16 protein-coding genes are annotated in these 20,604 nt (G+C 75.7%); 11 read left to right on the top strand and 5 right to left on the bottom strand.

Going from position 1 to position 20,604, the window contains the following annotated elements:
• Together LPU43_RS20595 and LPU43_RS20590 are read right to left on the bottom strand one after the other, a co-directional pair.
• The gene (locus LPU43_RS20595) at positions 1–2,223 is read right to left on the bottom strand and encodes a serine/threonine-protein kinase (RefSeq protein WP_229402126.1); all 2,223 of its coding nucleotides are present in this window, start codon (positions 2,221–2,223) and stop codon (positions 1–3) included.
• Entirely contained in the window at positions 2,223–3,869 is a 1,647-nt protein-coding gene (locus LPU43_RS20590) for a trypsin-like serine peptidase (RefSeq protein ID WP_229402125.1), read from the bottom strand. The genes LPU43_RS20595 and LPU43_RS20590 overlap by 1 nt, the downstream gene beginning before the upstream one ends.
• A 171-nt stretch (positions 3,870–4,040) precedes the next feature.
• Here LPU43_RS20590 and LPU43_RS20585 point away from each other — a divergent pair, with 171 nt between their 5' ends.
• Positions 4,041–5,285 carry an MFS transporter gene (locus LPU43_RS20585; RefSeq protein WP_229402124.1) on the top strand — a complete coding sequence of 415 codons (1,245 nt, stop codon included), beginning with the start codon at positions 4,041–4,043 and terminating at the stop codon, positions 5,283–5,285.
• Between the two features lie 178 nt (positions 5,286–5,463).
• Positions 5,464–6,390 carry an alpha/beta fold hydrolase gene (locus tag LPU43_RS20580; RefSeq protein WP_229402123.1) on the top strand — a complete coding sequence of 309 codons (927 nt, stop codon included), beginning with the start codon at positions 5,464–5,466 and terminating at the stop codon, positions 6,388–6,390.
• A gap of 22 nt (positions 6,391–6,412) precedes the next feature.
• On the opposite strand, the gene LPU43_RS20575 is transcribed toward LPU43_RS20580, so the two are convergent.
• A complete protein-coding gene (locus tag LPU43_RS20575; protein WP_229402122.1) occupies positions 6,413–7,645 on the bottom strand; it encodes a PucR family transcriptional regulator in 1,233 nt (410 codons plus the stop codon).
• A gap of 85 nt (positions 7,646–7,730) precedes the next feature.
• Between LPU43_RS20575 and LPU43_RS20570 the strand changes: the two genes are divergently transcribed.
• The 5 genes from LPU43_RS20570 to LPU43_RS20550 all read left to right on the top strand — a co-directional run bounded on the left by LPU43_RS20570 (position 7,731) and on the right by LPU43_RS20550 (position 13,405).
• On the top strand, positions 7,731–8,822 hold the full coding sequence (locus LPU43_RS20570; protein WP_229402121.1) for a ferredoxin reductase: 1,092 nt from the start codon (positions 7,731–7,733) through the stop codon (positions 8,820–8,822).
• 14 nt (positions 8,823–8,836) lie between these two features.
• Positions 8,837–9,982 carry a fatty acid desaturase family protein gene (locus tag LPU43_RS20565; protein ID WP_229402120.1) on the top strand — a complete coding sequence of 382 codons (1,146 nt, stop codon included), beginning with the start codon at positions 8,837–8,839 and terminating at the stop codon, positions 9,980–9,982.
• Positions 9,983–10,243: 261 nt separating this feature from the next.
• On the top strand, positions 10,244–10,927 hold the full coding sequence (locus tag LPU43_RS20560; RefSeq protein ID WP_229402119.1) for a cupin domain-containing protein: 684 nt from the start codon (positions 10,244–10,246) through the stop codon (positions 10,925–10,927).
• Positions 10,920–11,819, top strand: a complete 900-nt coding sequence (locus tag LPU43_RS20555; protein ID WP_229402118.1) for a TauD/TfdA family dioxygenase — start codon at positions 10,920–10,922, stop codon at positions 11,817–11,819. The genes LPU43_RS20560 and LPU43_RS20555 overlap by 8 nt, the downstream gene beginning before the upstream one ends.
• Positions 11,816–13,405 carry a pyridoxal phosphate-dependent aminotransferase gene (locus tag LPU43_RS20550; RefSeq protein WP_229402117.1) on the top strand — a complete coding sequence of 530 codons (1,590 nt, stop codon included), beginning with the start codon at positions 11,816–11,818 and terminating at the stop codon, positions 13,403–13,405. The genes LPU43_RS20555 and LPU43_RS20550 overlap by 4 nt, the downstream gene beginning before the upstream one ends.
• Here the strand turns inward: LPU43_RS20550 and LPU43_RS20545 are convergent.
• Complete coding sequence (locus LPU43_RS20545) at positions 13,392–14,774, bottom strand: aldehyde dehydrogenase family protein (protein WP_229402116.1); 1,383 nt, start codon at positions 14,772–14,774, stop codon at positions 13,392–13,394. The two genes, LPU43_RS20550 and LPU43_RS20545, sit on opposite strands and share 14 nt — an antisense overlap.
• Before the next feature lie 171 nt (positions 14,775–14,945).
• On the opposite strand from LPU43_RS20545, the gene LPU43_RS20540 reads away from it, so the two are divergent.
• The 4 genes from LPU43_RS20540 to LPU43_RS20525 are packed head-to-tail and all read left to right on the top strand — an operon-like array spanning position 14,946 to position 18,938.
• Positions 14,946–15,755 carry a BtpA/SgcQ family protein gene (locus tag LPU43_RS20540; RefSeq protein ID WP_229402115.1) on the top strand — a complete coding sequence of 270 codons (810 nt, stop codon included), beginning with the start codon at positions 14,946–14,948 and terminating at the stop codon, positions 15,753–15,755.
• Positions 15,752–16,807, top strand: coding sequence for an SIS domain-containing protein (locus LPU43_RS20535; RefSeq protein ID WP_229402114.1), 1,056 nt, complete (start codon positions 15,752–15,754; stop codon positions 16,805–16,807). Before LPU43_RS20540 ends, LPU43_RS20535 begins: the two co-directional genes overlap by 4 nt.
• A 48-nt stretch (positions 16,808–16,855) precedes the next feature.
• The gene (locus LPU43_RS20530; RefSeq protein ID WP_229402113.1) at positions 16,856–17,872 is read left to right on the top strand and encodes an LLM class flavin-dependent oxidoreductase; all 1,017 of its coding nucleotides are present in this window, start codon (positions 16,856–16,858) and stop codon (positions 17,870–17,872) included.
• Between the two features lie 55 nt (positions 17,873–17,927).
• Positions 17,928–18,938, top strand: coding sequence for an aldose epimerase family protein (locus tag LPU43_RS20525; protein ID WP_229402112.1), 1,011 nt, complete (start codon positions 17,928–17,930; stop codon positions 18,936–18,938).
• A gap of 51 nt (positions 18,939–18,989) precedes the next feature.
• Here the strand turns inward: LPU43_RS20525 and LPU43_RS20520 are convergent, their stop codons facing one another.
• On the bottom strand, positions 18,990–20,603 hold the full coding sequence (locus tag LPU43_RS20520) for a class I adenylate-forming enzyme family protein (protein ID WP_229402111.1): 1,614 nt from the start codon (positions 20,601–20,603) through the stop codon (positions 18,990–18,992).
• Between the last annotated feature and the right edge of the window lies 1 nt (position 20,604).

The raw sequence follows: 20,604 nt of genomic DNA, 5'->3' as shown, positions 1-20,604 counted from the left end.
TCACAGTCTGGTCAGCGGTCGGACCGCGTTCGCCCGGTCGACGAGGACGCCGTGGTCGTCGGCGTTGCGCGCCTGCCGGGCCAGCGCCCGCAGGGAGCCCTCCAGCCGCGCCCGCACCGACCGCTCCGACGGCGGCTCACCGAACGCGTCGCCCCCGACCAGCCCGCCAACCCCGTGGGTCAGCACCCGGTCCAGGGCCGCCTGCCGCACGGCTGCGGTCATCCGGTCCCGGGACTCCCCGTGCCGGGCGCCCCCGTCCAGCCGCAGCCCCTCCAGGCGGCGGACGGCGTCGTTGAGGTGGGCCGGGTCGGGCCGGTCGTCGCCGAGGCGGGCCGTCAGCACCCGGACGGCGGCGACCCGGGCGGCGTCGTAGTGCCGGGAGACGCGGGGCACCCCGTCGAGGAACTCCACCGCGCCGGCCCGGTCGCCCTCGACGAGCCGGAGCCGGGCCAGCCCGAACGCGGCACTGGCCGCCGAGCGGTCCCGCCGCCACACCGCCCGGTAGTAGCGCGTCGCCTCCCGGGCCCGGCCCTGCCGCTCGGCGCAGTAGCCGACCGCCAGCTTCGGCGCCACCTCGCCCGGCAGGGCCCCGTAGACGCCCGTGAACTTCGCGGCGGCGTCGTCCAGGTCGGAGCGGGTGAGCGCCAGCAGCCCCTCGTGCCAGGTGAGCCGCCAGTCGGCGACCCGGTCCGCGCCGAGCAGCCGCGCTGCGGCGTCCAGCGCCGCCCGGGCGGGCGCCGGCTGGCCCAGCTCCAGGTGGGCCCGGCAGCGGGCGAGCTGCGTCTCGACCGAGTCCGTCTCCAGGGCCGCGAGGCGGGCCAGCAGGCTGCGCGGGTCGAGGACGCCGATCAGCTCCAGGGCCGGGGTTGCGGCGTCGCCGGGCGCGGGCCGGGGCACCGGCAGGCCGGTGGCCACCGTGGCGGGGGCCGGGCGGCCGTGGTCGGGCAGCGCGTCGCCGGCCGGGTCGGTCCACGTGGACAGCGGCGGCACCGCGCCGAGGCCCGCGTCGAGCAGCGCGGGGGTGGGGGCGAACACGGCCGAGGGCTCCTGGGCCCGGTCCGGCGGCACCGCCGGCAGCAGCTCGCGCAGCACGCCCCGGAGTTGCTCCGACATCTCGGCCGCGGAGGCGAACCGGCGACGCCAGTCCGCGCAGGCCCGGTCGACCAGCCGGCGGAAGGAGGAGACCCCGAGGGCCTCGGCCTCCGCGTCGGCCCCCGCGCCCGCCGGGCCGAGCGGGCCGAGGACGCCGCTCAGCTTCTGGAGCACGACCCCGACCGCGTACAGGTCCGACCGGGCGGTGAGGCCGTGCTCGGCCAGCTCCGCGTCGCCGACCCGGTACGGGACGGGGGCGTACATCCTCGGGCTGGTGTGGTCGTCGGCCCGGCGCACCCCGCCGAGGTCGATCAGCTTGACCCGGTCGCCGGTGCAGATGACGTTCCCCGGGTGCAGGTCGGAGTAGACCAGGCCCTTGCCGTGCAGGTACTCCAACGCGGTGAGGATCTCGTGGCCGTACGCGAGGATCTCCACCAGGGACAGCGAGACGCCGGAGCCGGGGCGGGCGGCGGCCCGGCGCAGCTCGTCCAGCGACAGGCCGGCCAGGTACTCCATGACGATGTAGCTCGTCCGGCCGCCGAACAGCCGGTCCTCGGCGGTGACGAAGTTGAAGATCCGCACGATGTTCGGGTGGTCGAGGGTGGTCAGGAAGCGCCGCTCGGAGACCTCGATCGCCAGCGCGCCCGCGCTGTTCTTGTTGAGCAGGCGCTTCAGGGCCACCGGGTTGTGGTCGAGGTGGGTGTCCTCGGCGAGGTACACCTGCCCCAGGCCGCCCCGGGCCAGGTAGCCCACCACCGCGTACTGGTCGGCGACCACGTCGCCGGGGCGCAGGGCGGGGACGAACGCGAAGGGCGTGCCGCAGGCGGGGCAGTAGCCGTGGTCGAGCCGGTCGGCGTCGCCCCGCCCGACCGGCCCGCCGCAGGCGCCGCAGACGCGTGCCTGCTCCGGCACGGTCGGCTCGGCCGAGACGCGGCGACGCGAGGAGAAGTCGCGCCGTGGCAGGGACACCAGGCCGGCCACGTTCCAGGTGCCGCCGGTGGACCCGATCGCGGACGCGACGTCCGGCGGCGGGGGCGACGTGGGCACGCCGGGGGAGGGGGCGAGGCCGCAGCCGGTGCAGTAGCCGTCCTCGACGACGCCGGGGCAGCCCGGCGTCCGGGCGCAGGGCATCAGGGCTCACCCTCCCGCCGGTCGCCGAGGGCGCGTCGGACCTCGTCGGCGTACCCGTATACCGCGGCCGTGGCCTCGGCGAGCGGGCTCGGGCCGCCCCGGAGCAGGTCGTGGGCCCGCCGGTAGGCCACGCCCAGCTCCCGGTGCTCGGTCAACCCGCCGGCCAGGGCCCGCGCCCGCTGCGCGTCGAGCAGCCCGCGCAACTGCCGGTGCGCGTGCGCCAGCTCGGCGAGCCGGCGGCGCAGCCGCGCCGCGTCGTGCAGGGCCCGGTCGGTGGCCCGTTCCAGGTCGGCCAGGCGCTCCGGCACCGGCGGTGCGTCGGAGCGCGCGGCGGCGGCGCGCAGCCGGGTCAGCGCCACCCGCAGCCCGGCGGTCGGGGCGGGCTCGGCCGGAACGTCGGTGAGGCGCTCGGCGAGCGCGCGCCGCTGTTCGCGCGCCCGCGCCCGCTCGGCGCGCAGGGCGGTCAGCCGCCGGGCGAGCAGGTCGAGCCGGACGTCGACGGCGGTGCCCCGGAAGCTCAGCAGGACGCGCAGGTCACGCTCGGCCGCCCGGTCGACGATCGGACCGAGCACGTCGGCGACGAACCCCTTCGGGTCGGTCGAGGCGTCCACGCCGTCGATCAGCACCGAGCGGGGGGCCGCCGCGCCGAGCAGGTCGGCGCCGGGGTCGCCGGCCGGGGCGTCCGCGCCGGCGAACTCCAGGATGCGCCGGGCGATCTCCCGCGGCGGCTTGCCGGCGGCGTCGAGGGAGAGCTCGATGCTGCCCAGCGGCGGCACGGGCGGACCCGACCCGGGCGGGCCCGCCGACGGCGGGCGCAGCTCGGGGCTGGACAGCACGACGGCCCGGCGCAGCGCCGCCGCCACCGCGGAGTCGGGGTGACCGGCGACGACGACCAGCACGTTCCGCGCTGAGCTGCGGGAGAAGAAGCCGGCGATCAGCCCCGCCGCCCCGCTGTCCTCCGGGCGCGCGCTGCCGACGGTGAGCGTCTCGTCGACCGAGGAGCCGCCGACGACCCACCGGGCCACCTCGGGGACGTGGCGCAGGAGCGTCTCCACCGGGATCATGAACGAGCGGCCGGCGGCCGGGTCACTGTAGTAGGCGACGATCATGCCGACGACGTGGCCGGTGGCGCTGTCGACCGCCGCCGCCCCACTGAAACCCCCGCGCACCCAGAGCCCCGGGTTGGCCGGGATCATCTGCACCTGCTCGTTGCCGGGCCCGACCCGGCCGTCGAGCACGGCGTGCACGGTCTCGCCCTCGCTGAACTCCTTGGGGAACCCGAAGGCGTAGATCGGCCGCTGCCACAGGGGGAGCCGCCGCAGCCGGGCCCCCGGCTGGCCGGCGACCGGGTCGCCCAGTTCGAGCAGCGCGACGTCGCCCCGGCCGTCGGCGGCCATCGGGGCCCAGCCGCCCGGCGCGACGCGCGCCCCGCGCGCGGCCAGGTGGGGCAGGCGCACGAGGTCGACCAGGACCCGGACGGCGGGCGGCTCGACGGACGCCGCCCCCCGGCGGCCGGCGGCCCGGTCGACGACGTGGGCGCAGGTGAGGACGTGCCGGTCGCCCAGGAGCGTGCCGCTGCCGAGGACCAGGCCGCCGTCGCCACGGATGCGGACCGGCCATGGCTGACGGCCATGACTGTCCTTCATCGTCACATGGTATTCGCGGATCATTTCCGTAGGGGAAATGGAATCGACCTTTGTAAAATATGCGACTGCCAGGAGGAATGCGCAGCGCAATCGCCGCCGGTATTGGCAAATTGCACCGACGCCATTCCCACGGAACCGCGCGGGGCCAGCCGCTCGGCTACCCTCGGCGCGGTGACGCCCCACACCGTGGCGCCGACGGCCGCCGCCCCGCCGGGGCGCAACCGCGGCTTCCACGCGTTCTGGTCGGCCCAGGTCCTCTCCGTGCTCGGCGACTCCTTCTCGCAGCTCGCCGTGCCGCTGCTGGTGCTCGACGCCACCGGGTCCATCGCCACGGCCGGGCTGCTCACCGGGGTCTCGGCCGTGGCGGCGACGATCGCCGGCCTGTTCGCCGGCGTCGTGGTGGACCGGTTCGACCGGCGGGCGTTGCTGGTCGGCGCGGACGTGGCGCGGATGCTGCTGTTCGCGGCGATCCCGCTGCTGTGGTGGCTGGCCCCGGCCCCGCCGATCTGGCCGCTGTTCGTGCTGCTGCCCCTCGCCGCGGCGATCGGGATGGTGTTCCAGGTCGCCGCCGTCACGGCGGTGCGCGGCCTGGTCCCCGCCCCGGAGCTGACCCGGGCCAACGGCCGGCTGCACGCGGGCGCCGCCCTCGCCTCGGTGGCGGGGCCCGCGCTGGCCGGGGCGGTGTCGGGTTGGCTGGGCCCGGCCGCCGCGCTCGCCGCCGACGCCGCGAGCTTCGGCCTCTCGGCGGCGCTGCTGACCCTGGTCCGGCTCCCCGCGCGGGCCGCCGCGCCCGCCGAGGATGGGGGCCGCGCGGGGCCGTGGGCCGAGTTCCTGGCCGGGGCGCGGTTCCTGCTGCGCCACCCCGTGCTGCGCCCGCTGACCGTGCTGCTGACCGTCTTCCTCCTGCTCGTGCACGGCATGGACGACCTGGTCGTCTACCACCTCAAGCGGGGCCTCGGCCGATCCGACGGCACGGTCGGGCTGGTGCTCGCCGCCGGGGCCGCCGGGACGGTGGCCGGCTCGCTGCTCGTCGCGCCGCTGCGCCGGCGGCTCGGGTTCGGAGGAGCCTGGATCGGTGCGGTCGCGCTCGGCGGGGCGGCCGTCGTGGGCCTGGCCGCGACCCGTGGCCCCGCCGGGGCCGGGGCGCTGCTGCCCGTCTATCTCGCCTGCATGAGCGTCGCCGGCATCTGCTCGCTGTCGCTGCGCCAGGAGGTGACCCCGGAGCACCTGCTGGGCCGGGTCACCGCGGCCTTCTGGACGATCCACTTCTCGCTCAGCGGCGTCGGCGCGGCGGCGGCCACCTGGCTGGCCCAGCGCCACGGTGCCCCGCTGACGTTCGTCCTGGCCGGGGTGGGCACCGTCGCCGTGGCGGTCGCCGCCCTCTTCACGGCGGTCCGCCGGGCGGCCCCGCCCTGACCGCCGCCCCGGCCGGCCCCCGCCAGTTGTCCACCTCCGCCCCGCCCGGCGTCCACCTCCGCCCCGGTCCGCCCCGACCTACCGCCCCCGCCCGACCTCCGCTGCCGGGGCGGTCCCGATCGGGTGACCCGGTGCCGTACCGGCTCCGGGTCTGGGCATCGCTGTCAGACTCGGCCGCATGTCCAGCACCGGGGAGATCGTCACGCTCAGGGACGGCCGCCGGGCGGCGGTGCACCGGCTCGGTGCGGAGACCGGCCGGCGGACGGTGGTGTTCTGCCACGCCGCCCCGGGCTCCGGCGCGTTCGACCCCGACCCGGAGGTCACCCGGCTCGCCGGGGTCACCCTGCTCGCCCCCGACCGCCCCGGCTACGGCGGCTCGGACCCGGTCGCCGGGTGGGCCGACGTGCCGGCCGCCGCCGACGACCTCGCCGAGCTGCTCGACCGGCGGGGCCTCGGCCCGGTGCCCGTGGTCGGCTGGTCGGCCGGCGGCCGGGTCGCCCTCGCGCTGGCCGCCCGCCGGCCGGACCTGGTCCGCCGGGTCGCCGTGCTGGGCACCCCCGCCCCGGACGAGGAGGTGCCCTGGCTCGACCCGGGGCAGCGGGACATGGTCGGGGCGCTGCGTGGCCGGCCGCTCGACGAGGCGCGCGCCGGGCTGACCGCCGCGCTGGCCGGGCTGGTGCCGCCCGACCCCCGGGCCCCGGCGGCGTACCGGCTGCTCGGCGCCGGCCCGGCCGACGAGGCCACGCTGGCCGCCCCCGGCGCGGCGGCGCGGCTCGGCGACATGCTCGCCGGGGCGTTCGCCCAGGGCGCGCGGGGCATGGCGGACGAGATCGCCGGGTACGCGCTGCGCCCCTGGGGCTTCGCCCCCGGCCAGGTGCGGGCGCCCACCCTGCTGCTGTACGGCGCGGGCGACACCCTGACCGGCCCCGAGCACGGCCGCTGGTGGCGCGACGCGCTGCCCGACTCCCGGCTGGAGGTCGTCCCGGGCGCCGGTCACCTGCTCGTGGTCCCCTCGTGGTCGCGCGTGCTCAACCACCTGGTGGGCCCACCGACCCGGCGCACCTCCGCCCGGGACGCGGTCGCCTTCATCCTCCGTGCCCCCTGACCCGGCCGCCCCGGCGGCGGGCTCAGTCCGGCTCCGACGGGGGCGGGAGCACCGCCAGGGCCAGCGTCAGGTCCAGCACCGTCGCCGGTTCGTGCAGCCGGTCGCCGTACAGCTCCCGCACCTTGGCCATCCGGTAGCGCACGGTCTGCGGGTGCACGAACAGCTCCGCCGCCACCTCGTCGCGCCGGCCCTGGTGCAGCAGCCAGGAGCGCAGGGTCTCGGCGAGCCGGTGGGCGGTGGCCGGGGGCAGCGCCGCGAGCGGTCGCAGCACCTGGGCGCGCAGGTCGGCCAGGGCCTCCGGGTCGGTGCTGAGCAGCAGCTCGGCGAGGTGCTGCTCGGTGTCCAGGGGGGCGGCCTCCCGGCCCGCGCGGGGCAGCCCGAGCAGCAGGGCGCGGGCGGCCCGCTCGTACGACCCGGCGACCCGGTGCCACGGCCGGGCCGGCCCCAGCACGGCCCGGTGCCCGTGCAGCGCCCGGGTGAGCTGCCGCCGCCGGCCGCCGTGCGCGTCCGGCACGAGCAGCACGGCCAGCTCCTCGCCCGGCTCCACGCCCGGCATCTCCTCCCCGCTCTCCAGGGTGTGCGGGCTCAGCGCGGCCAGCACGGCACGCAGGCCGCTGCGGGGCAGCAGCACGACGGTCAGGGTCTGCGGCACGGGCCAGTCCGCCCGCTCCGCGCTGCGCCGCAGCACCTCCTCGGCCTCGCCGGCCAGCAGTTGCTGGGTGAGCCGCTCCAGGTACCGTCGCCGGGCCCGGCCCGCGCTGGTCAGCTCGTCGGCGTGCCCGGCCACGCTGGCGGCGGAGAGCTCGTCGATGTAGGCGAACAGCAGCTCGGCGAACTCGGCGACCGTCGACGCGGGGAGCCCGCCGCGCACGGTGGTCGCGGAGACCTCCCGCCATGACACCCGCGCCCCCACCCGGTACGCGGCCAGCAGCGCGTCCATGCTGCGACCGGAGCGGGCCTCGCCGCTGCCGAGGGCGTACGCGGCCTCCAGCGCCGGGGCCAGCGGGGTGCTCGGGTCCGCCTCCTGGGGCCGCCCGACGAGCTGGAGGAAGGTGTCCAGCGCGATGCGCACCGCGTTCTCGATCTTCTCCCGCATCTGCCCGGTCAGGGTGCCGGAGTAGGCGGGGACCTCGGCGGTGATCGCCGTGACCGTGCGCTCGGCGACGAGGGGGAGCACGGCGCGCAGCCGGGCCGCCATCAGCTCGTCCAGTTCGAGGCGGGCAGCGTGGCGGCTGGCCCCGGATTCCTCCGACATCATTGTTCCCCCGGAACAAAACCCTGCGACTTATTCACCTCTTCCGGTCAAGATGTTATGCGATCGTGCCCGTCACCCTGGAGTCATGACGACCACCGTCCCGCGCCCGCCCGGCAGGCCCACCGTCCGGGACCGGCTGCTCCGGCTCGCCGAGACGGTCACCACGCCGCTGCTGCCGGAGGACTACCTCGACCTGGTCGCCCCGCTGCGCTCCGGGGCCGCCCTGCGCGGGCGGATCGTCGACGTGCGCCCGGAGACCCGGGACGCGGCGACGGTGACCATCCGCCCCGGGCGCGGCTGGCGAGGTCACACCCCCGGGCAGTACGTCCGCCTCGGTGTGGACGTCGACGGGGTCCGCCAGTGGCGGGCGTACTCGCTGACCTCGCCCCCCGGCCGCCGCGACGGGCTGATCTCGATCACCGTGAAGGCGATCCCGGACGGCAGGGTGAGCAACCACCTGGTCCGGCGGGCACGGCCCGGCACCGTCGTCCAGCTCGACCAGGCGCAGGGCGACTTCGTTCAGCCCGCCACTGCCCCCGCGAGGATCCTCTTCCTCACCGCCGGCAGCGGGATCACCCCCGTCATGGGGATGCTGCGCGCCGGCGCGCACGGCGCCGCCGACGTGGTGCTGGTGCACTCGGCGCCGACCCCCGCCGACGTGATCTTCGCCGAGGAGCTGCGCGGGCTGGCCGACCGCGGCGCGATCCGGCTGGTGGAGCGGCACACCGACACCGAGGGCGTGCTCGGCGTGGCCGAGCTGGGCGACCTGGTGCCCGACCTGCTCGACCGGCAGACCTGGGCGTGCGGCCCGGTCGGCCTGCTCGACGCGGTCGAGGCGCACTGGGCGGCGCACGGGGCGGCCGACCGGCTGCACACCGAGCGGTTCCGGCCGACGGTGGTCACCCCGGGGGCCGGCGGCACGGTCACCTTCGCCCGTTCGGGCGTCGCCGTCTCCGCCGACGGCGGCACGGCCCTGCTCGACGCGGGGGAGTCCGCCGGGGTGCTGATGCCCTCCGGGTGCCGGATGGGCATCTGCTTCGGCTGCGTGGTGCCGCTGCGGGAAGGCGCGGTTCGCGACCTGCGCAACGGGAACCTCACCACCGCCGCCCCCGGCGACGGCGTGCTCATCCAGACCTGCGTGTCGGCGGCGGCCGGTACCTGCGACATCGATCTCTGACAGGAGAACCGGACGTGACCGCGATCCAGAAGAAGGCCCACAACCCGATCGCCCACCTCACCGCCGAGGACATCGAGAACCTGGGCAGGGAGCTCGACGCCATCCGCGAGCGGGTGCTCGCCAGCCGGGGGGAGCGCGACGCCGCGTACATCCGCCGCGTGATCTCCACCCAGCGCAGGCTGGAGGTGGGCAGCCGGGTCGTGCTGCTGTTCTCCCTCTTCCCGCCCGCGTGGCTGGTCGGCACCGCCGGCCTCGCCGTGGCCAAGATCCTGGAGAACATGGAGATCGGCCACAACGTCCTGCACGGCCAGTGGGACTGGATGCGCGATCCGAAGATCCACTCGACCACCTGGGAGTGGGACCACGTCTCCCCGGCCGCGCAGTGGAAGCACTCGCACAACGAGCTGCACCACACGTACACCAACGTGCTCGGCAAGGACAACGACCTCGGGTACGGCATCATGCGCGTCGACGAGGACCAGCGGTGGCACCCGATGCACCTGGGCCAGCCGCTGTGGAACTTCGTCAACGCCTGCTTCTTCGAGTACGGCATCGCCGCGTACGACCTGGAGCTGGGCCGCAACCTGCGCAAGGGCCGGCACAAGGCCCCCGAGTTCCGGGCCCGCGCCCGCGCGGTCGGCCGCAAGATCCGCCGTCAGGTCCTCAAGGACTACATCATCCACCCGCTGCTGTCGGGGCCGTCCTTCCTGCACACCCTGGCCGCCACCTTCACCGCGAACCTGATCCGCAATCTGTGGAGCCACTCGGTGATCATGTGCGGGCACTTCCCGGAGGGCGTGGAGACCTTCGAGAGGAGGTCCATCGTGGGAGAGACCCGGGGCGAGTGGTACCTGCGGCAGATGCTCGGCTCGGCCAACATCAGCGGCAGCAGGCTGCTGCACATCATGACCGGCAACCTGTCGTACCAGATCGAGCACCACCTCTTCCCCGACCTGCCGAGCAACCGGTACCAGGAGATCGCCCCCGAGGTGCGGGCGCTCTTCGCCCGGTACGGCCTGAACTACACCACCGGCGCGCTGCCGAAGCAGGTCGCCTCGGCGTGGTGGAAGGTCATCCGCCTCTCCCTGCCGAACCGCCCGGCCCCGGCCGCCCCGCGCCCGGTGGACGACGTGCCGGCCCCGGCGCTGGCCCAGGTGTAGCGGGTCGCGGTCGCCGAGCCCGGTCGAGCGCCGCCGACCGGGCTCGACGGCGTCTACGGGCGTGTCGCAGCCGCCGCGCCGGTCCATCCAGATCGGAACTGCGGCCGGTAAGAGCGCTCTGACCACGATGTATGACACTGCGTCAATGCGTTGCGACATTTAGTAATTTCATAAGTGTTACAGGCTTCGGTACCCTGATCAACAATTGCACGTTGACCACGGAGGGTACCGATGGCGCAAATACACCGCTCCGTTGTTTCCATGGTGGATTCCCTGAGTCAGGAGCTCCAACACCTCGACGCGCGTGAGCGCCGGGAGCTGTTGGTGCAGATGGTCCGGCTCCTGGCGGCCACCCCGGGCACGCAGCTCCAGCTCGGCGGCGGCGGTTCCGGCCGCTCCGGGGAGAACCGCGCGGTGGCGCTCTGCGAGTGGGCCCTCGACGCGGGCGCCACGGAGAGTGAGCAACTGCTCAAGGTCGACATGCGACCCGGCGAGATCCAGATCGCGAAGACGCGCGAGGCGACCGGTCGCTCCCTGATCACCAACGGCTTCCTCGGCGCCGACCTCATCCACGTCCCCGCCGGCGAGGGCTTCGCCCCGCACACCCACCCCGGCGACCACCTCCTCTTCGTGGTGGGCGGTCGCGGCACCATCACCGCGGCCGGCGAGATCCTGGAGACCACGCCCGGCCTGGTGTACATGGTGGATGGCGCGCAGCCGCACGCGGTCGGCGCGATCACCGACCACGTCCTGCTCTCGGTGGGCGTCGCCCACCAGCCGCTCGACAGCGCCAACCGGCAGGAACTGCGGCCGTTCGGGGACCTGCTGACCGACGACGGGCACATCGTCTGCCGTATCTGCGACATCAAGGCCGGCAGCGGGGACGAGCTGAGGGCCGCGGGATGCACACACGGTCCCGTCGTGTTCGGCGCCACCGGTGACTGACGGCCCGGAGCCGACGAGCACGCGCGGGAGCTTCCTGGAGCACCCCCACGACCGGCACGTCCCGATGCGGGCGGCGCTGCTCGGCGGCCGAGGGCTACCGCCGCCCGAGCTCGCGCCGGAGCCGGTGCCGGCCGGCTGCCCGGTCGACCGGGTCGAGGAGGTGCTGCGGCGTCAGCTCACCGCGCACGGGCTCGGCCTCGTCGACCTCGGTGCGCCGCTGACCAGCGCCGACCTGCTGGAGCTGGGTCACCGCCTCGGCGACGTGATGCCGGAGACCGACCCGGCCGTGCTGCCCAACGTCGAGGACGGCCGGATCCTGCACCTGGTCAGCGCAGAGGGCGACACCGCCGACACCACGCGGCAACCGTTCGCCACGAGCGCCCTGAGCCTGCACACCGAGGGCAGCGGGCGGCCGACCGGCGACCAGCCGCGCTACATCGTCCTGATGTGCCTGCACCCCGGGGACGACGAGAACGCCGCGCAGACCGTCCTGGTCCCGTTCGCCGGGGTCGACGAGCGGCTCCGGCCCACCGAGCGCGAGATCCTCGCGCACGTCCGGTACGACCGCCCCGGCGTGCCGCCGGTCCGGCGACAGGTGGACGGGCGGTCAATCTTCTCGTTCCGCGACTTCCAGGCCGACACGCTGCGCTGGGTCTGCGAGACCGACCGGTTCGCCGCCGTCGAGGTCCGGGACGCCCTCGCCGCGCTGCTCGCGGCGATGTACGAGGGCGGCGCGGCGCGCGGGCTCCAGTGGCACCCCGGGCTCCTCGCCGTCCTGGACAACACGTACGCCTTCCACGGTCGCTCCGCCGCGCCGTTCCACGGCTCCACCCGGCACCGGCACCTCAAGCGACTGCGGATCACCCACCGATCGGGGGAGATGGCCGGATGACGGATGTCCAAGGGCTGTTCGGCGAGGTCGGGCAGCCTCGGCTGTCGGTCGTCTCCGCCGAGGTCGAGATGCTCGCGGCACAGCGCCCCGACCCCTCGCGGGCCCCGCTGGCCCTGGACCCGGGCCCCGACGCGCGGCTCCTCGAGGTGTACGCCCGAGCGGTGAACCCGCAGGACCCGATCGAGCTCCGCGACCTCTACCTGGGTCGGGTCGAGTGCGAGCTCGGGGCGCAGAGCCACCGCCCCGAGCTGGCGGCCCGCTGGCGGCAGTCCCGGCACCGGCGGGAGGTCGACGCCGCCACGGTGCTCTCCTCCCGGGCGACCGTCCGGTTCGTCAAGGAGTTGTTCAACTTCTACTTCCGCGACGACCTCTACGGCGACCTGCGCTCGCAGGCGGGGATCATCCTCTCCAGCGGCTCGGTCGACGAGGAGCACTGGGGCCTGCCCAGCGCGTTGAAGGACTGCATCTCCTACGCCCTGAACCGGGACTGGTACGGGTACTCCGACTCCCGTGGGCGGGAGCCGGCCCGGGAGGCGGTCGCGGCGTACGAGTCGGCGCGGCTGCCCGGCGCGGGATACACGGCCGACAACGTCGCGCTGACCATGGGCGCCACGCTGGCGATCAGCACGCTGCTCGACTTCATCCTGCTCGACTCCGGGCCGGGCGGGGCCGCGTCGCTCTGCGCCATCCCCAACTACCCGCCCCTGGTGGAGTCGGCGGCCCGCCGGGGGCCGGTGTCGCTGGTGCCGCTGCCGTCCACCTCGGACGGCCGGACGTCGCTGCGACCGCTGATCGACGCGCTGCGGCCGGACACGCCGGTCGTGCTGCTCCAGACGGCCGCGAACCCGACCGGCGCCCTGGTCTGCGAGGACGAGCTGGAACTGCTCATCAAGTCCGCCTCGCCGAACACCCTGATCGTGCTGGACGAGTGCCACGAGTGGCTGGGGGACCCGGTGGACGCCTCACCGGCCCGCGCCGCGCCCAACGTCATCCGGGTCAGCAGCCTGTCGAAGAACTGGTCCGCCCCCGGCCTCAAGGTCGGCTGGCTGGTCGCCGACAGTGGCTTCATCGACCGCTACTACGAGTACGCGTCGACCACCTTCGGCGGGCCGCCGTCGTTCTTCTACACCGTGGTCGAGGTGCTGGCCCGGATGGAGCGGTGGCTGGTCAGCGGCGAGGAGGAGCTGACCGGCGCGCACTGCCGGGAGTTCGAGTCGACGTACGGCCTGCGCCTGCCCGGCCTGCAACGCGCCTACGACAACTACCGGGCCGAGCGGGCGGCCCGGGAGCGGTCGCTGACGCTGATCCGCGACGCCTACCACAACGGCATCCGGTGGCCGGGCGTCTCCGTGCTGCCGGCGCGCTACTCCATCAACCTGACCGCGTCGTTTGACGACCACGAGGACTCGTACCTCTGCTTCCGGGAGCTGCTGCGGGAGACCAACGTCTCCCTCTTCCCCGGCATCCTGACCTTCTGCCTCTCCGGCGCGTTCATGCGGCTGACGACGTCGCGGCCCTGGTCGGAGTTCGCCGAGGCGTCGCCCCGGGTGCGGCGCTACCAGGAGGGTGTGCTCAGGCGAGCCTGACCGTCACGGTCTTCGGTCGCTGGAACTCGGTGAGGGCGAGGACGCTCAGGTCGGTGCCGTGGCCTGACGCGCCTCGCCCGCCGTGGGGCAGCTCGGGGCACTGCTCCAGCACGCAGTTGACCCACACCTCGCCGGCGTCCAGCGCCCGGGCGACGGAGAGTACCTGGCCGGTCGCGGCGCCCCAGACGCTGCCCGCCAGCGCCTGGTCGACGCCGTTGGCCAGGCGGACGGCGTCGTCGACGTCCTCGGCGGCCTGCACGGTCAGGCAGGGGCCGAACAGCTCGGTGGCGACGGCCGGGTCGTCCGGCTCCAGGTCGGCCAGGATGCGTCCCTCGGCCCAGTAGCCGTCCTCGTGGGAGTCGTCGCCGAGCGCCAGCCCGGCGGCGTGGCTCACCCCGGCCCCGGAGCCCGCGAGGATCTGCCGGTAACGGCGGATCTGGTCGGCGTTGTTCAGCGGGCCGAACGAACGGCCCGCCTGCCGCCGGCTCATCGCCTCGGCGAGGCGGTCCACCACCTCGGCGTAGTTCGACCGCAGCGTGATCACCCGGGCCGGGGCGGCGCAGCTCTGCCCGGCGTTGTAGGTGGCCGCGCCGGTCAGGTCGGCGTAGGTGTGCTCGGGGGCGTCCGGCAGCACGATCGCCGGGCAGTTGCCGCCGAGTTCCAGGCTGACCCGGCGCAGCCCCGCCCGGGCCGCCACGTCCTGCCCGCCGGCGATGCTGCCGGTGAATGCGATCGCGTCGATGCGGCTCTCCACCAGCAGCCGGCCCGTCGCCCGGTCGCCGGGCAGCGCGCCGAGCACCCCCGGGCCGAGCGTGGCCTCGGCGTCGCGGGCCAGCAGCAGCGCGCTGTCGGGGGTGCTCTCGGCGGGCTTGAGGAGCACCGCGTTGCCCGCCGCGAGCGCCGGCCCGATGCGCCAGGCGGCCATCATGATCGGGTAGTTCCACGGCACGATCGCGCCGACGACGCCCAGCGGCTCCCACCGCACCCAGCTCTCCCGCTGGGGGATGTGGTGCCCGGCGGCGGGCGCGAGCGCGCCGCGCACGGCGCCGGCGTAGAACCGCAGCAGGTCGACGCTGTCGCGGATCTCGCCCTCGGCCTCGTGGGCGGGCTTGCCGGTGCCGGCCTGCTCGGCGGCGACGTACTCGCCCAGCGCGCCCTCGATCCGGTCGGCGAAGGCCAGCAGACGGCGGCTCCGCTCGCCCGTCGGCAGGCCCGCCCAGGACCGCTGGGCCTCGCGCGCCGCCCCGACCGCGTCGGTGACCGCCGCCTCGTCCGCGCCGGCCAGGTCGGCGCGGGCCCGCCCGGTCCGTGGGTCGGTGAGCCGGAGACGGCTCGGCGAAGGCGGGACGGCGACGGTTTCTGCGGTCATGGTCATGATCCTATCCGGCGGACGCGCCCACTCTGGATCTCGTGGCCCCGCCTCCCACCTGGCCGACCGGGCGAGAGGCGGGGCCGGTCGGCATCGACTAGGCTCGCCGGGCACGGAAAGCGCCGGTGGGCGGCCGGCGGCGGGGGCCGGCGGGACGGTGAGGGAGACGCCATGGGACTGCCGGGGCCGACCAGGACGTGTTACGGGGTGGTGCACCTGGCCCCGCTGCCGGGCACCCCGTTCTACGAGCCCGATTCGCTGCGCCACACGCTGGCCCGCGCGGTCTCCTCGGCGCGCGCCCTCGACCGGGGCGGCGCGCACGGCTGCCTGTTGCAGACGGCGGACCGGGTCTACGGGGTCGAGGACGACTGCGACCCCGCGCGGCTTGCGGCCGTCACGGTGATCACCGAGGCCGTCCGGGCGGCGACGGCCCCGGCCTTCCAGGTCGGCGTCCAGATCATGCGGAACGCGACCAGGGCGTCGCTGGCCGCCGCGAAGGTCTGCGGCGGGAGCTTCGTCCGGGTGGGCGCGCTCGTCGGTGAGACGTTGAGCTGGCAGGGCACGGTGCGCCCCGATCCCGCCACGGTGATGGCGTACCGCCGGGCCATCGACGCGTGGGACGTCAAGGTGATCGCCGACGTCGCCAGCATGCACTTCAGTTGGCCGAACGGCGACCGGCAGCCCGGCGAGGTGGCCCGGGCGGCGATGAACGCGGGTGCCGACGCCGTCTGCCTGGGCGACCCGGACGACTCCCGTACCCTGGAGTTGATCTCGCAGGTCCGGCGCGCGGCCCCGGCGGCCCCGATCTACCTGGCCGGTCACACCGACCACGGCAACGCCGCCCGACTGGTCGGCGCCGCCGACGGCGTCTTCGTCGGTAGCTGCGTCACCGACGGCGGCTGGGCCGGGGACGTGTCCGAGGAGAAGGTGCGGTCCTACATGGAGATCCTGGACGCGCTGCCGCCCCGGCGGGCCGCATGAGCCCCTACACCGTGGCCGCGATGCGCGCGGAGGTCGCCGACCTGGCCGCCGACCTGGCCGTCCTGACCGGGGTGCTCGGCACCCAACTGGACGAGCTGCGCTGCGCCGCGCCGGCCCCCCGCCGGATCGTCCTGTCGGGCAGCGGGGACTCCCTGTACGCCGCCCAGGCCGCCGAGCACGCCCTCGACCGGCTGCCGGGCACCACCTGCGCGCTGCGCAGCACGCAGCGGCTGCTCGACTACGGCGTCGGCGGAGCGCTGCCGGAGCCCGCCGGGGCGACCCTGGTGGTGGGCATCTCCGCCTCGGGCGGCAGCGCCACCCTGGCGGCCGGCCTGGACCGGGCCCGGGCCGCCGGCTGCCGCACCCTGGCGATCGTCGGCTCGGCCGACACCCCCGTGGGCCGTAGCGCGCAGCACACCGTCGCCACGAAGCTGCCGAAGCGCCCGCCCGCCCCGGGAATCCGGAGCTACCAGGCCAGCCTGCTCGCCCTCCTGCTCCTGGCCGAGGGGTGGGCGGACGCCCCGCCGGCCCCCGCCGCGCCCGGATCCGGTGGGCTCGCCGCCCTGCCGGAGCTGGTGGAGCGGACGGTGCGCCGGCAGGCGGAGCCCTGCCGGCGGCTGGCGGAACAGCTCGTGCGGACGGCCCCGGTGCAGGTGCTGGGCGGAGGGCCGGCGCTGGGGACGGCGCGGTACGCGGCGGCGAAGGTCATCGAGGGGGCCGGCGTGCCGGCGCTGGGGCGTGACCTCGAGGAGTGGTGGCACGTCGAGCGGTTCGCCACCGACGCCGACGCGCCCCTGATCGTGCTGGCCCCGCCGGGGCCCAGCCACGGGCGCGCCGTGCGCCTGTGCGCGCAGGCCCGCGACCGGGGCCACCTGGTGGCCGCGGTGGCCGAGCCCGACGACGAGGAGATCCGACAGCAGGCGCACCTGGTGCTGCCGCTGCCCGGCGGCTGCCCCCCGGCCTGGTCCCCCCTGGTCGAGCACCTCTTCGCCGCGCCGCTCGCCGCCGACCTGGCCGAACTGCTGGGGCGGGTCCCGTTCCACCGTCGGTGACGGCGGGCCGGTGGGCGACGGCCCGGCGCAGACCCTAGGGTCGTCGCCATGGACGCTGCCAGCCCGGCCCGCGACGGCCACGCGCACCCCCTGCCCCCGACGAGGCTGTACGGTGACGCCCTCCGGTTCGGAATCCACTCCGGACAGTTGCACGGCGGTTACGAGATCTGCCGTGACCTCTGGCGGCGGGCGGAGGAGCTGGGCTACGACTGGATCTCGCTGATCGACCATCTGCGACCGCACCTGTACGGCCCCGACCAGCCCTGCTTCGAGGGCACGACGCTGCTGGCGGCCCTCGCCGCGCAGACCGAGCGGATCCGCTGCGCCATGCTGGTCACCGGCGCGATGTGGCGGCACCCCGCCGTCACCGCCGCCGCCATGGCCACCATCGACCACGTCTGCGACGGGCGGCTCGAGGTGGGCCTCGGCGCGGGCGGCCCGGACCTGGCCTACGAGCAGTACGGCATCCCGTTTCCCGCCGCCGGGGAGCGGCTGGACCGGCTCGACGAGACCTGCGAGATCCTCCGGCGGCTCTGGACGCAGCCCGAGACGACGTTCGAGGGGCGGCACTTCCGGCTGGACCGGGCCCGGCTCGCGCCGAAGCCCCGGCAGGCCCACGTGCCCCTCGTGGTGGGCGGGAGCGGGGTGCGGCGGACGCTGCGCACGGCGGCCCGGTACGCCGACATCTGGAACACCCTCGCCACCAGCACCGAGGACTACAACCGCCAGCTCGCCGCCCTGCGGGGGCACTGCGCGGCGGTGGGGCGCGACGTGGCCGCCGTCCGGCAGTCGGTGACGTTCCGGGCGGTGCTGGTCGAGCGGGCGTCCGACGTGGCCGCGCGATCGGCGGAGCTGCTGCGCGGCGCGCCGGACGAGGTGCGCGCCGAGTACCTCAGCTTCGGCACGCCCGAGCAGTGCGTGGCGGACCTCAGGCCGTACGTCGACCTGGGCGTGCGGGACTTCCTGCTGGCGGTCAAGCCGCCGATCGACTGGCAGACCGTGGAGCTGATGATCACGCGGGTGGCCCCGGCGCTGCGGGAGTACGCGTCGTTGCGGGAGGTCTGAGGCGGGCCCTATCATCGGCCCCGACCCGCCCACCGGGCGGACGACGGGGGAGAAGATGACGCGGCCCGACACGACGCGCGTGCGACGCCGGCAGGTCGGCGTGACCGGCCCCGACGGCCCCGACGCCGGCCGCGCCGTCGAGGAGATCACCCTCTCGGCGGGCGACCTCGACGTGACGGTCTGGACGTACGGCGCGACCCTCGTCGAGGTGCTGGCCCCCGACCGGGCCGGCGACCGGAGCAACGTCGTGTGCCGGCTGCCGGACCTGGCCGCGTACGAGGACCGGGCGCTCAACGCCTACGTCGGCTCCACCGTCGGGCGGTACTGCCGGGGCGTGCGCGACGGGACGTTCGTCCTCGACGGCACCCGGCACACGCTGGACCGCAACGCCGGCGGCCACCACCTGCACGGCGGCACCGACGGCTTCGACCGCCGGGTGTGGCAGGCCCGCGTCGAGGAGGGCCCCGAACAGGTGGCGGCGGTCCTGACGCTGGTCAGCCCGGACGGTGACCAGGGGTACCCGGGGGAGTTGACCGCCGAGGTGGCGTTCCGGCTGCACGCCGAAGGCCGGCTCACCTTCGACTACCGGGCGTCGACCACCGCCCCGACGCTCGTCGGCCTGACCAACCACGCGTTCTGGAACCTGGCCGGCGCGTCGACGGTGGACGGCCACCTGCTCGCGCTCAACGCCGAGCGGGTCGTCCCGTTCGACGAGGAGCTGTTTCCGCTGGCCGGCCCGCTGCTCCCGGTGGCCGGCACCGGCCTGGACTTCCGCGCCCCGCGCCGCATCGGGGCCGCCCGGCTGGACAACTTCTTCGTCCTCGACGATCCACGGTGGGCCGCCGAGCTGCGCGACGAGCGCAGCGGTCGCCGGATGCGGGTGCGCACCGACCAGCCGGGGCTCGGCGTGTACAGCGGCGACGGGCTGTTCGCCCCCCGCGCGGGGCTGGCCCTGGAGGCCGGCGCGTGGCCCGACGCGCCGAACCTCCCGGAGGTGCCGTCGGTGCGGCTCGACCCCGGGCAGACCTACCGGCACCGTACGGTGCACGAGTTCCTCGTCGGCTGACCCGGCCGGCAAATCGGTGCCGGCCCCCGCCGAGGGGCCGGCACGGCGACGTCACTGCGGCGGCGCGTCGAGCTGCGCCGCGACCTGCTCGGCCAGCCTCGGCCGGAGGATCTTCCCCGTGGCGGTGCGGGGGATGGCGTCGAGCGACAGGACCCGCCGCGGCACGACCGTGGCGGCGAACGAGGCGCACAGCGCGGCCCCGACGTCCGGCCGCTCGCCGGGGGCGAAGACCACCGCCGCCACGATCTCGTCGCCCAGGAACCGGTGCGGCAGGCAGACGCACGCCGCGTCGCGGACCCCCGGCACGGCCCGCAGGGCCCGCTCCATCTCCTCCAGGGAGACCGTCTCGCCGCGTACCTTGGCGATGTTCTTGCCGCGCCCCGTGACCACGAAGTAGAGCCGGTCGTCGTCGGGGTCGCGCACCGCGAAGCCCAGGTCCTGCGAGTGGAACCAGCCGTGCCGGAACGCCTCGGCGGTGGCGTCGGCGTTGCCCGCGTACCGGCTCATCACGTTGTGGCCGCGCATGCAGAGCTCACCGACCTGGCCCGGCTCGGCCACCCGGCCGTCCTCCAGCAGCACGGCGACCTCGTTGCCGGGCATCGCCGTGCCGATGGACGGGATGTCCGCCTCCAGGATCAGCCGGCGGTAGGTCTCCGGCGAGACGTCCGGGGGCATCGTGGTGGAGAAGTTGGTGGTCTCCGTCAGCCCGTAGCCCTGGAGGACGCGCGTGCCGAGACGCCGCGACACCTCCCGGGCGGTCTGGGCGGTCAGCGGCGCGGCGGCCGAGACGAAGTAGCCGAAGTCCGCCGGCAGCCGTGGCGTGCGCCAGGTGTGGGTGAGGGCTTCGAGCAGGCTCGGCACCACGGACGCGATCCGGGGCCGGAACCGTTCGAGCAGCCGGGGATAGCCGAACGGGTCGAACGCGTGCGCGAGCAGCACGTGGGCGCCCGCCGCGAGGGGGCCCAGCACGGTGAAGTGGAGCCCGTTCACGTGGTGGATCGGCAGGCACCCCAGCAGCCGCTCGCCCGGCCTGATCCCGTGGTGGGCGCGCAGCGCGGCGGCGTTCGCCACCACGTTGTAGTGCGACTGCGCCACGAGCTTCGAGGCGGCCGTCGACCCGGAGGTGCCGATGAGGAACGCGTCGTCGGCCGGGCCCACCGGCGCGTCCGGCTCGTCCCACGCCGGGTCGGCCAGGGTCTCGGGGTCCGGGAGGACCACCGACGCCAACGACGGGTCGAGGGAGACCGTCGGGGGGTGCAGGACGACCTTCGCCCCGGCGGACTCGACCTGCGGGCGCAGCCGGGCGACCGGGTCGGCGGGGCTGAGCAGCAGCACCGTGCAGCCCGCGCGGAGGGCCCCGAGGATGCCGACGACCGACCGCGCGTCGTTGACGGGGGCGAGCGCCACGGTGTCGCCCGCGCCCACCCCCGCCTCGCGGCGCAGCCAGGCGCTCACCCGCCGGCTGAGGCGGTTCACGTCGCGGTAGGAGAGCGTCGTCGTCTCGCCGTCGGCCGTGGCGGTCGTCAGGAAGGCGGCGTCGCCGAGCACGTCGACCTGGCGGCGGAGGATCGACACGATGGTGCCGCCGTACTCCCAGGGCGGCCCGAACGGGCGGCCCTGGTAGCTGTGGGCGAGGTCGTGATCCGTGACCTGGGCTGCGCGCATG

This window comes from Micromonospora okii (assembly GCF_020884795.1).
GTDB classification, from domain to species: domain Bacteria; phylum Actinomycetota; class Actinomycetes; order Mycobacteriales; family Micromonosporaceae; genus Micromonospora; species Micromonospora okii.
The sequence above is the reverse complement of the archived record's forward strand: the minus strand, read 5'-3'. Positions and strand labels throughout refer to the sequence as shown.